The 14,214-nt window shown below is 64.5% G+C and carries 15 protein-coding genes; 6 read left to right on the top strand and 9 right to left on the bottom strand.

Going from position 1 to position 14,214, the window contains the following annotated elements; all coding sequences use genetic code 11:
* Nucleotides 1–124: 124 nt before the first annotated feature.
* The 4 genes from AC0CMF_RS22910 to AC0CMF_RS22895 all read left to right on the top strand — a co-directional run bounded on the left by AC0CMF_RS22910 (nucleotide 125) and on the right by AC0CMF_RS22895 (nucleotide 3,908).
* Nucleotides 125–1,555 (top strand): alanine/glycine:cation symporter family protein, encoded by a 1,431-nt coding sequence (locus AC0CMF_RS22910; protein WP_472482477.1) that lies wholly within the window; start codon nucleotides 125–127, stop codon nucleotides 1,553–1,555.
* A 73-nt stretch (nucleotides 1,556–1,628) separates the two neighbouring features.
* Nucleotides 1,629–3,002 carry an aspartate ammonia-lyase gene (locus AC0CMF_RS22905; RefSeq protein WP_058899076.1) on the top strand — a complete coding sequence of 458 codons (1,374 nt, stop codon included), beginning with the start codon at nucleotides 1,629–1,631 and terminating at the stop codon, nucleotides 3,000–3,002.
* 154 nt (nucleotides 3,003–3,156) lie between these two features.
* Nucleotides 3,157–3,495 (top strand): nucleotidyltransferase domain-containing protein, encoded by a 339-nt coding sequence (locus tag AC0CMF_RS22900; protein WP_050474771.1) that lies wholly within the window; start codon nucleotides 3,157–3,159, stop codon nucleotides 3,493–3,495.
* A 29-nt stretch (nucleotides 3,496–3,524) separates the two neighbouring features.
* Complete coding sequence (locus tag AC0CMF_RS22895; RefSeq protein WP_186391321.1) at nucleotides 3,525–3,908, top strand: HEPN domain-containing protein; 384 nt, start codon at nucleotides 3,525–3,527, stop codon at nucleotides 3,906–3,908.
* 53 nt (nucleotides 3,909–3,961) lie between these two features.
* Here the strand turns inward: AC0CMF_RS22895 and AC0CMF_RS22890 are convergent, their stop codons facing one another.
* Nucleotides 3,962–4,807, bottom strand: coding sequence for an asparaginase domain-containing protein (locus tag AC0CMF_RS22890; RefSeq protein WP_094463304.1), 846 nt, complete (start codon nucleotides 4,805–4,807; stop codon nucleotides 3,962–3,964).
* On the bottom strand, nucleotides 4,807–5,535 hold the full coding sequence (locus AC0CMF_RS22885) for an aspartate/glutamate racemase family protein (protein ID WP_050474769.1): 729 nt from the start codon (nucleotides 5,533–5,535) through the stop codon (nucleotides 4,807–4,809). Before AC0CMF_RS22885 ends, AC0CMF_RS22890 begins: the two co-directional genes overlap by 1 nt.
* A gap of 108 nt (nucleotides 5,536–5,643) precedes the next feature.
* Between AC0CMF_RS22885 and AC0CMF_RS22880 the strand changes: the two genes are divergently transcribed.
* Nucleotides 5,644–6,450: a helix-turn-helix domain-containing protein gene (locus AC0CMF_RS22880; RefSeq protein WP_050474768.1), complete on the top strand. Its 807-nt coding sequence runs from the start codon at nucleotides 5,644–5,646 to the stop codon at nucleotides 6,448–6,450.
* Between the two features lie 23 nt (nucleotides 6,451–6,473).
* On the opposite strand, the gene AC0CMF_RS22875 is transcribed toward AC0CMF_RS22880, so the two are convergent.
* The 7 genes from AC0CMF_RS22875 to AC0CMF_RS22845 form a co-directional block, all read right to left on the bottom strand.
* Nucleotides 6,474–7,238: a hydroxypyruvate isomerase family protein gene (locus tag AC0CMF_RS22875; protein ID WP_374630989.1), complete on the bottom strand. Its 765-nt coding sequence runs from the start codon at nucleotides 7,236–7,238 to the stop codon at nucleotides 6,474–6,476.
* Nucleotides 7,238–7,885, bottom strand: coding sequence for a 3-oxo-tetronate 4-phosphate decarboxylase (gene otnC, locus AC0CMF_RS22870; RefSeq protein WP_122520745.1), 648 nt, complete (start codon nucleotides 7,883–7,885; stop codon nucleotides 7,238–7,240). The genes AC0CMF_RS22875 and otnC overlap by 1 nt, the downstream gene beginning before the upstream one ends.
* The gene (gene otnK, locus AC0CMF_RS22865) at nucleotides 7,882–9,135 is read right to left on the bottom strand and encodes a 3-oxo-tetronate kinase (RefSeq protein ID WP_374630990.1); all 1,254 of its coding nucleotides are present in this window, start codon (nucleotides 9,133–9,135) and stop codon (nucleotides 7,882–7,884) included. Before otnK ends, otnC begins: the two co-directional genes overlap by 4 nt.
* Nucleotides 9,135–10,031 carry an L-threonate dehydrogenase gene (ltnD, locus tag AC0CMF_RS22860; protein WP_374630992.1) on the bottom strand — a complete coding sequence of 299 codons (897 nt, stop codon included), beginning with the start codon at nucleotides 10,029–10,031 and terminating at the stop codon, nucleotides 9,135–9,137. Before ltnD ends, otnK begins: the two co-directional genes overlap by 1 nt.
* Nucleotides 10,032–10,033: 2 nt before the next feature.
* Entirely contained in the window at nucleotides 10,034–11,314 is a 1,281-nt protein-coding gene (locus AC0CMF_RS22855; RefSeq protein ID WP_058899073.1) for a TRAP transporter large permease, read from the bottom strand.
* Nucleotides 11,311–11,820 (bottom strand): TRAP transporter small permease, encoded by a 510-nt coding sequence (locus AC0CMF_RS22850; RefSeq protein WP_123194949.1) that lies wholly within the window; start codon nucleotides 11,818–11,820, stop codon nucleotides 11,311–11,313. The genes AC0CMF_RS22855 and AC0CMF_RS22850 overlap by 4 nt, the downstream gene beginning before the upstream one ends.
* A 110-nt stretch (nucleotides 11,821–11,930) precedes the next feature.
* The gene (locus tag AC0CMF_RS22845; protein ID WP_244274594.1) at nucleotides 11,931–12,905 is read right to left on the bottom strand and encodes a TRAP transporter substrate-binding protein; all 975 of its coding nucleotides are present in this window, start codon (nucleotides 12,903–12,905) and stop codon (nucleotides 11,931–11,933) included.
* Between the two features lie 301 nt (nucleotides 12,906–13,206).
* Between AC0CMF_RS22845 and AC0CMF_RS22840 the strand changes: the two genes are divergently transcribed.
* Complete coding sequence (locus tag AC0CMF_RS22840) at nucleotides 13,207–14,205, top strand: LacI family DNA-binding transcriptional regulator (protein ID WP_374630995.1); 999 nt, start codon at nucleotides 13,207–13,209, stop codon at nucleotides 14,203–14,205.
* Nucleotides 14,206–14,214: the final 9 nt, after the last annotated feature.

Raw genomic sequence — 14,214 nt, 5'->3', positions numbered from 1 at the left:
CGCGCAAATAGCGCAAAATAGCGTCACTCCGCAGCGAAGTGCGGAATCCTTAAGTAGCAACACTCACTTTAAAATAGTGGGGATGAATAACGGCCAATTCAAGGCCGGTGGTCAGGAGGAAACCATGGAGTACATTCAGTCATTCTTCGGCTTGATTGACAATTTGACGTGGGGATGGGCGCTCATTCCGATCCTCGTCGTGTTCGGTGTGTTCATCACCATCATGTCGGGCTTCGTGCAGTTCGAGTTTTTCGGGCGCATGTTCCGTGTGCTCGGTTCCAATGCCAACAACTCCGATCCCAACACCATCTCCGCACGTGAGGCCCTGCTTGTCTCCGTCGGCGGACGCGTGGGCGGCGGCAACATTGCCGGCGTGGCCGTGGCCATTACCCTCGGCGGACCGGGCGCCGTGTTCTGGATGTGGGCGATCGCCCTCTGCGGCATGGCCACCAGCCTGATCGAGTGCACCCTTGCCCAGCTCTACAAGAACAAGGAAACCGACGGCAGCTTCCGCGGTGGCCCGGCCGACTACATCCGCCGCGGTCTTGGCCAGCGCTACAACTGGCTCGCCATCGTTTATGGCATCTGCCTGCTGGCCTCCTTTGGTTTCGGCTTCAATGCCTTCCAGGGCAACACCATGGTCGGTGCCGTGCAGGACTCCCTCGGCATCGACCGCATGTATTCCGCCTTTGCCATCGCAGCCGTCACCGGCCTCGTGATCTTCGGCGGCATCAAGCGCATTGCCAAGGCGGCCGATGTTGTCGTGCCGGTCATGGCAGTCGGCTACATCACGCTGGCTCTGGTCATCATCCTGCTGAACATCACCGAAGTGCCCTCGATGCTGCTGCACATCGTCCGCTCCGCCTTCGGCTTTGAAGAAGCGGTGGCTGGCGGCATGGGTGCGGCCATTGCCCAGGGCCTGCGCCGCGGCCTGTTCTCCAACGAAGCCGGCCTCGGCTCGGCTCCGAACGTTGCGGCCACCGCGCTTGTCCGCCATCCGGTCAGCCAGGGCATCACCCAGTCGCTGTCGGTGTTCATCGACACCATCCTGATCTGCACCTGCACGGCGCTGATCATCCTGCTGGGTGACGTCTACGTGCCGGGCGCGCAGGGCATCGACGGTGTGGTTCTGACGCAGCAGTCGCTGGTCAGCCATGTGGGGGAATGGTCCAAGTATGCGCTGACGCTGGCAATCCTGCTCTTCGCCTTCTCGTCGATCATCTACAACTACTACCTCGGCGAAAACGCACTGGCCGTCGTCACCCGCTCCAAGCCGGCCGTCTTCGTGCTGCGCCTGCTGATCCTCGGCGTGGTGTTCCTCGGCGCCGTCGCTCCGCAGGCAACCTCGGTGTTCTTCTTCTCCGATCCGATGATGGGCCTGCTGGCGCTGGTCAACCTGATCGCCATCATCATGCTGTTCCCGATCGCCATGCGCGTTGTCGATGACTACCGGGCACAGCTGAAGGCAGGCGTTGCCCGCCCGATCCTCGATCCGGCCAAGTTCAACGACCTCGACCTCGACCGCAAGGCCTGGGACCCGAGCATCTGGAAGTAATCCGGATAGAAGCCTCATGGGCCGCCAACTGGCGGCCCATTTCACATCCCCTCCATTGTTGTGAGAAAGACCGATGCAACAGCAGATGCGCATCGAAGAGGACAGTCTTGGCCGCATATCCCTGCCGGCAGACTGTGTGTGGGGCATTCACACCGCCCGCGCCATCGAGAACTTCCCGATTTCCGGCATTCCGCTCAGCGCCTTCCCGGAGTTTGTCCGGGCGCTGGCCTGGGTGAAGAAGGCGGCCGCTGCCGCCAACCTTGCCCTCGGCGTGCTGCCGCAGGCAAAGCATGACGTGATCGCCTCCGTCTGCGACGAGGTCATCGCAGGCCACCATCACGAGCATTTCCGGGTGGACATGATCCAGGGCGGGGCCGGCACCTCGACCAACATGAACACCAACGAGGTGATCGCCAACCTTGGCCTCATCCGCATGGGCTACCGGCCGGGCGACTATGCCCAGCTGCACCCCAATGACGATGTGAACAGGTCGCAGTCCACCAACGACGTCTACCCGACGGCCCTGCGCCTTGCCATCGTCAGCCAGTGCGAGGCCTTCCGTCAGGCGCAGACGCGCCTTGCCGGCGCCTTTGCCGGGCGCGCCGAAGCCTTTGCCAATGTGCGCAAGATCGGCCGTACCCAGCTGCAGGATGCGGTGCCAATGACCCTCGGCATGGAGTTCGCCGGTTTTGCCGCGACCATCCGCGAGGACATCGACATCATCGGCCGCCTGTCGGAGCTGCTGCTGGAGGTGAACCTTGGCGGCACCGCCATCGGCACCCGCGTCAACACACCGGACGACTATGCCGAACGGGCCGTGGAGGAACTGTCAGCCGTCTGCGGCATGAAGGTGAAGCTTGCAACCGACCTTGTGGAAGCCTCATCCGATGCCGGTGCCTATGTCACTTTCTCCGGCGTGCTGAAGCGCATTGCAGTGAAGCTGTCGAAAATCTGCAACGACCTGCGGCTTCTGTCCTCCGGTCCGCGCTCCGGCTTCAACGAGATCCGCCTGCCGCCGATGCAGGCCGGCAGTTCGATCATGCCGGGCAAGATCAATCCAGTGATCCCGGAAGTGGTCAATCAGGTGGCCTTCCAGGTGATCGGCAACGACCTGACCGTCACCATGGCCGCCGAGGCCGGGCAGCTGCAGCTCAACGCCTTCGAGCCGGTGATCATCCTCAACGTGCTCCAGTCCATGCGCATCCTCATGCGCGCCATGGACACGCTGAACGAGCGCTGCGTCAGCGGCATCGAGGCCAATGTGGCCCAGTGCGAAGGCATGCTGGAGAACTCGCTGGTGTTGGCCACCATGCTGGTGCCGCACATCGGCTACGCCAAGGCCGCCAAGGTGGCCAAGATCGCACTCTCCGAGAACGCCAGCGTCACCGAAGCCGCCGTCAAGCTTGGCTTTGGCACGGCGGAGGAAATCACTGCCATGCTGCAGTGATACGGCAAGGGGCGGTCCAAGCCCACCCAGCGCCGCCCCTTGCCACCTTCGGGAGACACACAAAACCCGCCGCCGCTTATGGAGCGGCTGGTGTTTTGTGTTTCCCCGCTTTGGCGCTAAGATGGAGAAAGGCAGTTCTCAGGACGAGGATCGCATGGCGAGCATAGACCGGGACACCCAAAAGGCAGTCCGCAGTTTTCTGGCGCGGATTTCCGGCCATTATGATCTGGCTGGCGCCATCATTTACGGCAGCCGAGCAAGAAGCACGCACCGTCCGGACAGTGATGCTGACGTTGCAGTCCTTCTACGGGGCAGCCAAGGGCGCTTTCTGCCAGTCAAGCTGGACATGGCCGACGCCGCCTTTGATGTGATGCTCGAAACAGGGATACTCATCTCCCCTCTGCCAATTGCACTGGAAGAATGGGAGCATCCGGAGACACATTCTAATCCTGCCCTGCTGCGCAACATCGGCCGGGAAGGTGTCCGCCTGTGAAAAGCAAACGGTTGACGCCTGAGATACTGATGGCGAAAGCGCAAACAGCATGTACCTCCGCACAAGCGCTGCTGGCGCTTGGCGACACCGACGGCGCAGCCAATCGCGCCTATTACGCGATGTTTGACGCAGCTCGGGCCGCACTTCTGTCCTCAGGCGCACAAGTGGACCCGGAAATCGGGCGCACCCACAGCGGCTTGATCGGCGCTTTTGGCTCTCACCTCGTCAAAACAGGCCTTGTCCCCAGAGATCTTGGGCGGCAATTAAACCGTGCACACGAGATACGGCTGGTCGCCGACTATACAGATGGCTCAGTTGAGCTTTCAGATGTTCGTGAACTGGTCCGTCAGGCCGCTCAATTTGTTGCAGCAATGCAGATTGCGTTCCTGCCGGGCGCGACCCCAACTGACTGACCGAAACCGGCCCGGCTTTTAACCAGACAGATTTCAGTCCCGGATCACTCCCCTCAATTCAGCCACAGCCGCACCAGCGCGGCTTCCGGCGTTTCGAGGCCGCCGTTTTCGACACCGCAGGACCACAGGCCGGCTCCCGCGGCATAGCCGCCGGGGATGAGGCCGCCCTGCTCGCACTGGCTGACGGCGCGGATGCGCTTGCCGGAGGCCACGGCATCGCGCAGGGTTCCAAGAACCTCCTCGCAGGACATGGCCGTACCCGAGCCGAAGACGCGCAGCACCGCCCCGTCCAGTTCGGCAAGCGCCGCCCGCAGCATCGCGGCGGGCAGGCCCGGTGACAGGGAGAGGACAGCGATGCGCCGGTCCTCGAAGCGGCGGCGGGCGGGCAGGCCCGGCTTCAGCTGCGGCGTGGCGCGGAAGGCATCGGCATCCTGGCTCTCGTGTTTCACCAGCCCTTCGGCGGGCATCAGCTTGCCGTTGAAAGCCAGCCACACGCCTTCACCCGGCTGAAAGGCTGCGCCGATGGCAAGATCGAGATTGCCTTCCGCGTCACCGCCGTGATGCAGCGGCACCATGGAGCCGCACAGCACCACATGCCGGCCAAGCCCCGCCAGCGCCTGCGACAGGGCCGCGCCCGTGAAGGCCATGGTATCGGTACCGTGGGTGATGATCACCGGCGCACCGGGATGGGCCTCGATGGCATCCAGCATCTCGTTCCAGTGAGACGGGCCGACGTTTGAACTGTCCAGCAGCGGGGTAAAGACGTGGGTTGCCAGCACCGCACCTTCCGGCAGGCGGGCTTCCAGCGCCTCTTCCACGATCCCTGCCATGGGCGCAAGACCGTGCTCGGTGTCACCCATGCCGATGGTGCCACCCGTATGAATCAGCAGAAGTTCCATCACGCTGCTGCCCGGTGATGCTCAAGCGCAAGGCCGGCCAGCGCGGCAGCCACCGCATCCGTCACGTCGATCAGCGTCTTGCCCTGAACGGGACGGGCGATCAGCGGCAGTTCGGTACAGGCCAGCAGCACCGTCTGCGCCTCCATGGAAAGAACGATTTCCTCCAGCCGGGGGGCAAGCGAGGCATCCGTGCTGCCAAGGCGCTTCACGTCGTGAATAAGGCTCTGCAGTGCCTGCGGCTCGGCCGGGGTCTCCAGATCAAACACCGGGGTCAGCGTCGCATAGGCGGAATACTCGTCCAGTGCGACAACGGGCGCTGCGCCCAGAAGCCCGACACGGCCGGAGCCGGAGCGCCGGATTTCGGAAGCCACCACGGACTGGAACGACACCAGCCTTGCGGAAACACCCATCTTGGCCAGCAGCACCTCGATCTTGGGCGCAAACCAGTTCAGCGTGTTGCAGGCAATGGCGAAAGCATCGACCTGCGGCGCGATCTGCCGCACGGCGCGCTCCATCGCGGCCCAGACGGCATCCTCGTTTTCGCGCAGGTCCATCGACAGGCCGAGTTCCGGCTCGGACACGGCGACAAGACGCGGCGCATCAAGGTCGCCGCGGAAACTGCAGCCCATCATGTCCTGGGTATGGCGCAGGATCTTGGCCCACATGTCGAGACCGGCCTCAGGGCCTGATCCGGTGATGATGCCAAGGGTGTAAGCTCTCTGGTTCATGGTGTTCCCCCTTTTCCCAGATGGTGCAACCCCGCAGTTTCCTTGACAATTCGGCACTCATCCACTAAGTGGTGCACTCTTGTGCATTTTTAGCATCAAAGAGCGCAAATGGACGAAATCGCCGAGAACCTTCGCCTGCTCTGCTCCTACCGCCCTTCCATTTCCCATGTCGGGCGGGATCTCGGTATCAACCGCAGCCAGCTGAACCGCTATCTGGCGGGCACGTCGACGCCGCGCACGGCCTTGATGCGCAAGATCTGCGATTACTTCGGCGTCGAACCCTACGAGATGATGCTGCCGCACAAGGAATTTGCGGAGATCGTCCGCATTCGCGGCCTCGGCAATGACACGGTGACGCGGCGCCTGCGCCAGCATTTCGACCAAGTGATGACGCTGAGCGATGCCCGCGTACAGAACCTGACCGGCATGTTCTATGAGTATTACTACTCCATGTCGCAGAAGGGCAAGATCATACGGGGGCTCATCGTTTTCACGATGGAAGACGGGCACATGTTCTACCGGCGGCTGGAGCGCATGGGCCAGCATGACCGCCCCTGCCTGCGCCACTACCGCTATCAGGGCGCTGCGCTCCTCACAGGCGACCGGGTGTTCATGTCCGATTATGAATACAGCGCCGGCATCGAGCTGACACAGACCATCCTCTATCCGGATTACTCCCTGCGCTGGACGCGCCTGCACGGGGTGAAGCTCGGCGTCTCCGCCGACCAGATCCACATGCCCTGCTGCGTCCGCGTCTATCTGGAGCGCACGCCCGCACGGCTCAATGTCACCGGCGCCCTGCGCAACTGCGGCCTGTTCCAGCCCGAGGACCCTGAGATCCCCCGCCATGTGCTGGAGATGGTCGACAACACCCAGTCCGGCCCCTTCACCTTCGACGCCTACAGCAGGCGGTGAGCCTTACCAGACCTCGGTTTGCCTCACAGTTCCCGCCAGCCAAGCCCCTCTTCCACGGAACCACCGCGCGGGCGGTATTCGGCGCCGATGGGGGTGGACCAGCCGAGGGCATCGATGCGGGGAAGGAGCCAGCGGTAGTCCAGTTCACCCCGGTCAGGCTCGCCCCGGTCGGGCACGGCGGCAATCTGGATATGGCCGACATGGGGGAGTGCTGCCTCAAGCCGGCGCAGCACATCGCCCTGCTGGATCTGGATGTGGTAGCAGTCAAACATCAGCTTGAGGTTCGGCGCGCCCACGGCAGCGATGATGGCCAGTGCCTGATCGGCATTGCTGAGGAAGTAGCCCGATGCATCGTGACGGTTCAGCGGCTCGATCAGGATGGTGAGCCCGTGCGGTGCGGCAAGTTCTGCGGCATAGGCGAGATTGGCGCGGAAGGTGGCTTCGGAAGCCTCCGTCACCGGGGCCTTGCCCGCCATTACATGCACGGCGCCGCAACCAATTGCGGCGGCATAGGTGATGGCCTCGCTGATGGCGGCGCGTGCCTCCGCCTCACGGCCCGGAAGGGCGGCAAGGCCGCTGTCACCGGCGGCAACATCCCCCCGGCGGGTGTTGAGGCCCAGCATCTTCAGGCCGGTCTCGTGCAGCGCGGCCTTCACCTCTTCGGCAGGCGTTTCATAGGGCCAGTGGCATTCCACCGCGTCGAAGCCGGCGGCCTTTGCGGCGCGGATCGCCTGCGGCAGCGGCAGGGCGGACCACAGAAAGCCGAGATTGGCGGAATAACGCGGCATCAGTCCCACTCCACATTGAATCTCGTCACCAGACCGCGGATCTGCGCGTCCGTGAGCCGCTTCGGATTGAGCCCGCGCGTCAGCAGCGCCAGCTTTGCCGTCTCTTCCAGCTCCTCGATGGCATAGACGGCGGATTCCAGATCCTTGCCCGCCACCACGGGGCCGTGATGGGCCAGCATGACGGCGGAGCGCTTGCCCGCAAGGCCACGGATGGCATCGCCCATGGCCGGATCGCCGGGCATGAAATACGGCAGCATCACCACCTTGCCCAGCTTCATCACGCCATAGGCCGTCAGCGGCGGCAGCATGTTGTCCGGGTCCGTATCCGGCAGCAGCGACAGAGCCACCGAATGGCAGGAATGGAGATGCACCACCGCCCCCGCCGTGCTGCGGGTTTCATAAAAGGCAGAATGCAGCGGCATTTCCTTGGTGGGCTCATCCCCGCCGATAAGGCGCCCGCTGGCATCAAACCGGCTGAGGCGGGCAGGATCAAGACTGCCCATGGAGCTGCCGGTGGGTGTCACCAGCAAGCCGCCATCTTCCGTGCGCACGGATATGTTGCCCGAAGACCCGCCGGTGAGGCCGCGTTCGAAGATGGAGCGGGCCATGGCGCAGATCAGTTCCCTCAGGCGAGCCTCGCTGCTCATGCCTGCCCCTCCAGCCGCCTTGCAGCCTTGGCGAAAAAGTCTTCCGCACCGAAGTTGCCGGATTTGAGCGCAATGACAAGCCCGGGGCCCGCCCGCATGGCGGGAACACCCGGATCAATCTCCGGCCCGATTTCCAGCGTGCCGAGCTTCAGCCCCTCCACCACGGCGCCGGAGGTTTCCCCGCCCGCGCTGATCAGCCGGGTGACGCCGCCTGCCACGAGGCAGCGCGCCAGGTCCGCGAAGAAGCCTTCCAGCGCGGCGGCGGCCTTGTCCTTGCCGTGCCGCTCCTGCACGGCGCGCACACGGACGGGATCTGCGGAGGAATAGGCAAGCGGCAGCCCCTCCTGCGCGAGGCACCAGTCCGCCACCGCCTGCGCGGTCAGTGCCCCGGCGATCACCTTGTCCGCGTCGATCTCGAAAGCCGGGTTTGCCGTCTTGTGGGCGGCAACCTGCTTCTGCGTCATCACCGAGCAGGAGCCGCAGACGGCTGCCGTCCGGCCCTCACCCTGCCCCCGCCAGCCGGACGAAGCCCCGCTGATGAGGCCCGCCTTGCGGAAGTTGGCCGGAAGCCCCATGGCGATGCCGGAGCCGCCGGTCACCAGCTTGCGGCTGGCCGCTGCCTCGCCGATGGTCATCAGATCTCCATCGGACAGGGCATCGACCACGATCAGCCCGCGCCCTGCTCCGCTCTCGCGCTGGAGCGCAGCCGCGACAGCAGCCGCACCTTTGGCCACCTCCGCGTAGGACACGTGACCGACGCTGCCCTTCACCTGACGCGCAAGCACGCGGCGGATGTCCGGGTCGGTCATGGGCGTGAGCGGATGGTGCTGCATGCCGCTTTCGCTGAGCAGCCGGTCGCCGACGAAGAGATGCCCATGCACCAGCGTGCGGCCCGTGGCCGGGAACACCGGGCAGAAGATCACCGCATCCTCCCCCAGCGCCGCTGCCAGCGCCTCGGCCACCGGGCCGATGTTGCCCTCATCCGTGCTGTCGAAGGTGGAGCAATATTTGAACAGGAACTGGCGGCAGCCCTGCGCCTTCAGCCAGTCCAGCGCCTTCAGCGACAGGGCCACAGCCTCGGCGGCAGGGATGGAGCGGGACTTGAGCGCCACAACGCCGGCTTCCACATCCGGCGCGGCGGGGGCATCCGGAACGCCGGTATATTGCACCGTGCGCATGCCCTGCTTGGCCAGCGTGTTGGCCAGATCACTGGAGCCGGTGAAATCGTCGCCAATACAGCCCAGCAGCATCATGCGCCTCCCGGCAGGATGAGCCCGGCGTTGCGGGCATAGACCTTGGCCACCGCCGCATCATCCTCGCCACCAAGGCCCGAGCCTGCGGCGGCCATGAACTGCTGCAGAGCAGCAGCCGTCAGCGGCGCGCCAAACCGCGCTTCTGCGGCAATGCCCAGCACGATACCGAGATCCTTCGGCCAGATATTGATGGCCGAGCGGGGAGTATAGTCGCCATCGACCACATGCGGCGCGCGGTTCTCGAACATCCAGGAGGTGCCGGCGCATCTGGAGATGACCTCGACAATGCGGCCCGGCTCCAGCCCCTGCGTCATGCCGAAAGTCAGCGCCTCGCCCATGGCAGCGATATGCACCCCGGCGAGAAGCTGGTTCACCGCCTTCATGGCCGAGCCTGCGCCCGGCTCGCTGCCGAGGTCAAAGACGGTTTCGGCCATGGCATCGAGCGCAGGCCTTGCGCCTGCGAAGGCTTCCTGCGAGCCCGAGGCCATGATCGACAGCTTGCCCGCCGCCGCCTTGGCCGCACCGCCGGAAATCGGCGCATCGAGATAATGCAGCCCGAGGCCCGCACAGCGCGCTGCCATGTCCCTGGCAAAGGACGGGGCCACGGTGGCGCAGGAGATGATGGTAGCACCCTTGCGCATGCGGGCCACCCAGCCATCGGCGCCAAGGAGCACCGTTTCCGTCTGCGCGGCATTCAGCACCACGACGACCAGCACATCGGCCAGCGGAGCCGTGTCAGCGGCGCTCGCCGCCTGCCCGCCCTCCGCCACCAGCCGGGAGACGGCGGCGGCATTTACATCCGCCCCATGTACCTTGTGACCGGCCCGCAGCAGCGACTGCGCCATGCCGTAGCCCATCGAGCCAAGCCCCACGACCGCAACATTCAGAACCATGATCAGGACCCCATGAAGATTTCGACCGGCCACAGCGTGATCGCCGGAATGTAGGTGATCAGCATCAGGCAGCAGAACACCACCAGCACGAACCAGATGAGCTGCGGAATGATCTTTTCCAGCGGGATCTTCGCCACGGCGCAGGCCGCGAAGAGATTGACCCCGAGCGGCGGCGTGATCATGCCGAGCGCCAGATTGACGACGACCACCAGGCCGAAATGCACCGGGTTGATGCCGAAGCTGACCGCCACCGGCGTCAGGATCGGCGCCAGCACCAGAATGGCGGCGGACGTCTCGATAAACATGCCGACAATCAGCAGCAGCACGTTGACCGCCAGCAGGAAGGACCAGGGTTCGGAGAACACGGTCTTGATCCAGTTCGCCACCTCGCCCGGCAGGCCGGAGCGGGCGATGAGGAAGGAGAACAGCGCCGCCGCGGAGATGATCAGCATGATGGTGGTGGTGGAGATCACCGTCTGGCGCAGGATGCCCGGCAGCGCCTTCAGCGGCAGTTCCCGGTAACAGATCATGCCGACAACAATTGCACAGGCCACGGCGGCAACGGAGGCCTCCGTCGGCGTGAACACGCCCGCATAGATGCCGCCGATGATGACGAAGGGCACCAGCAGCGCCGGCACCGCATTGACAAAGGCGGGCCACAGCGCCTGCCGGTCGTCGCCATCATGGGTGCCGATGCCGCGCAGGCGGCAGATCACCAGCACCGTCACCATCAGCGCGCTGGCCACCAGCAGGCCGGGGCCGAAGCCTGCGATGAAGAGCTGGCCCACCGAGGTTTCCGTGGACACGCCATAGAGGATGAGCGGAATGGACGGCGGGATCAGAACGCCGAGTTCGGCAGAGCTGGCCTGAATGGAGGCAGCCAGCGGCTTGCCATAGCCATGCTTCACCATCGCCGGGATGAGGATGGAGCCGATGGCAAAGGTGGTGGCGACGGAAGAGCCGGAGACGGAGGCGAACATCATGCAGGTGAGCACGCAGGAGCAGGCCAGCCCGCCTTGAATGCCGCCGACCAGCGCCTTGGCCAGTTCCACCAGCCGCCGCGAAATACCGCCTGCGGACATGAGATTGCCCGCAAGGATGAAGAGCGGGATGGCCATCAGCGGGAAACTGTCCAGCCCGACAAACATGCGCTGCGCCACCAGCAGCAGCGGCAGATTGCTGCCAAACTGAATGCCGGCAATGGAGGCAAGGCCGATGGCAATGGCAATCGGCACGCCCATGAAAAAGAAGATCAGCAGCGAGACGGCAATGACGGCATTCATCCCTGCGCTCCTTCCACAGGCGCTTCACCCGGCAGGCCATCCCGTGCGGCGCGCAGCATGGCGCCGAGGATGGCAATGCAGGCAAACACGGCCCCGACCGGCAGCGCCGCATAGACCCAGGCGATGGAAATCTCGAGGGCCGCGAGCGTCTGGCGCATCACGCGCCCGGTCATGTTCCAGCCCTGCCAGAACAGGATGACGAAGAAGACGAAGGAGAGCAGCATCGCCAGTTGATAGAGCGCAAGGCCAAGGCGGCGCGGCAGCGACCGCTGGACAATCTCCATCGAGATCATCGAGCCGCTGCGGATGGCCCCGGCTGCACCCAGGAAGACGCACCAGATGATCGCGGAACGGGCGGCAACTTCCGACCAGGTGGAGGGCGTGCCGAAGACGAAGCGGGTCGTCACCTGATACAGCGCCATGACCGTGGCGATGACCAGAAACGCCATCGCCAGCCGCAAGGCCGTTTCCGACAGGATTTCATCGATTTTGAGGAAGAAGGACATGATGACGCCTCACCCGGACGGAAGGGAACGGGCTGCCGGCGCATAACGGCCGGCAGCCCGCCGGGGTGTCTTGAGAGCAGCCTGGGCTCACCCGGACCGCTGGAAAAGCCTTACTGCACGGCGCGGATGCGCTCGATCATCTCCGGGCCATACTGGCTGGTGTAGATCTCGTAGGAGGGCTCGGCGATCTTGGCGAAGGCTTCCTTGTCGACGGTCATGGTCACTTCCATGCCGTTGTCCTTCATCAGCTGCACGCCCTCGGCCTCCTGCTTGTCCACTTCGGCACGGGTGGCCGCGACAGAGGCCTTGGCCGCTTCCATGAACCAGCCGCGCTCTTCCTCGCTCAGGGCATCCATGCGGATGGGCGAAGCCAGCACGATGGCCGGGGAATAGACGTGGCCGGTGAGCGAGATGTGTTTCTGCACTTCCCAGAACTTGGAGGCGGTGATTACCGGAATCGGGTTTTCCTGCCCGTCCACCACGCCCTGCTGCAGGGCGGCGAAGACTTCCGGGAAGGCCATCGGCGTCGGCGCGGCACCCATGTCGGTGAAGGCCTTCATGTGCACCTTGTTTTCCATGGTGCGCACCTTCAGGCCCTTCAGGTCATCGGGACCGGCGATGGCATTCTTGGAATTGGTGATGTGGCGGAAGCCGTTTTCCGACCAGGCGAGGCCAACGAGATTGTTCTCGCCGATCTTGGCCAGCAGCTCCTGCCCGACTTCGCCGTCCAGCGTCTTGCGGGCATGATCATAGTCGCGGAAGAGGAACGGCAGGTCGAGGGCATAGACCTCCGGCACGAAGTTGCCGAGCGGGCCGCTGGACGTGATCACCACGTCGATGGAGCCGATCTGCAGGCCCTCGATCATGTCACGCTCGCCGCCGAGCGTGCCGGCCGGCGCTTCCTTGCCGGTGTATTTGCCGCCGGACAGCTCTTCCAGCTTGGCGATGAAGGCGCGGGCACCCGCGCCATAATGCGACTGGGCGGAAATGGCATGGGCGACGGTGATGACTTCCTGCGCCTGGGCAGCACCTGCGGTGAGCGCCAGCGCGCTGGCAGCGATCATCAGATTCCTGAAATGAAACACGGCGGTTTTCCTCCCTGATTGCCTGCCCGGACCACCGGACAGACGCGCCCCGCCTTTCCGGCCGGGCAGACCTGATCTGACAAGCCCGGATGACATCACGGGCCTGCGCGCCGGACCTCCCAGACCGGCATGGATGAAACGGTAGTTCAGGAATGACAGCGCTGTCAATCCATCAAAGCCGATCAAATGCACACCATGCTTTCAGCGGATAACCGCCAGTTTCCGCAAATTCTCCGCATGACAGCGCTAATCATTTCTGCCACTCTCCGCCCATCAGCCAATCCAGTGCGGATGATGCAGCATGAAGCGTGTGAAGCTCAGTCAGGTGGCGGAACTGGCCGGTGTCAGCGAGATCACCGCCTCGCGAGCGCTGCGCAATGGCGCCAATGTCGCCCCGCAGACGCAGAAGAAGGTGGCGGAAGCGGCCCAGCAGCTCGGCTATCTGCCCAACCGGATTGCCGGATCGCTGGCGGGAGCTGCCTCCAACCAGATCGGCGTCATCGTCCCGTCCCTCACCAACAACGTGTTTCCGCAGGTTCTGCAGGGCCTCGAAAGCCGTCTGACCGCCGCCGGATACCATACGATTCTCGGCGTCTCCGACTATCTGCCGGAGCGGGAGGAGGTGATGATCCGCACCATCCTTGCCTGGCGCCCGGCTGCGCTCGTCATCGGCACGGCGGGCCTGACGGACACCAGCCGCAAGATGCTGGAGCAGGCGGACGTGCCCATTGTCGAGATCATGGATTGCGACATCGAGCCCATCGACATGGCTGCCGGCATCTCGCAGGTGCAGGCTGGCAAGGCGCTTGGCTATTATCTGACGGGCCGGGGCTATGAGCGTCTCGCCTATATCGGCCACGACCTTGAGGCCGACCGGCGCGCCGGCAAACGGCGCGAGGGCTTCCTTGCCGCCGCAAGAGAGACCGGCGCCACCATCACCGCGGAACTCACCGCCCCCGCCCCTTCCTCCGTGGCGCTCGGCCGGGACCTGACCGCCCGGCTGCTGGCAGAGGCCCCGGAACGGCCGCAGGCGATATGCTATTCCAACGACGACATGGCCGTCGGCGGCATCTTCCACTGCATGGCGGCAGGCCTTGATGTGCCCGGCGATCTTGCCATCTGCGGCTTCAACGGCCTCGACATTGGCCAGCAGCTGCCCTGCCCGCTCACCACCATCGAATCCGGCCGCACCGGCATCGGCGAACAGGCCGCCGCCATGATCCTCTCCCGCTTCCAAGGCACCCCCACCCCCACCCGCCTCGACACAGGCTTCCGGTTGTTGAGAGGGGCTTCAGCGTGAGGGGGATGG

The sequence above is a fragment of the Pannonibacter sp. CBAS1226 genome, from assembly GCF_055685825.1.
The sequence above is the reverse complement of the archived record's forward strand: the minus strand, read 5'-3'. Positions and strand labels throughout refer to the sequence as shown.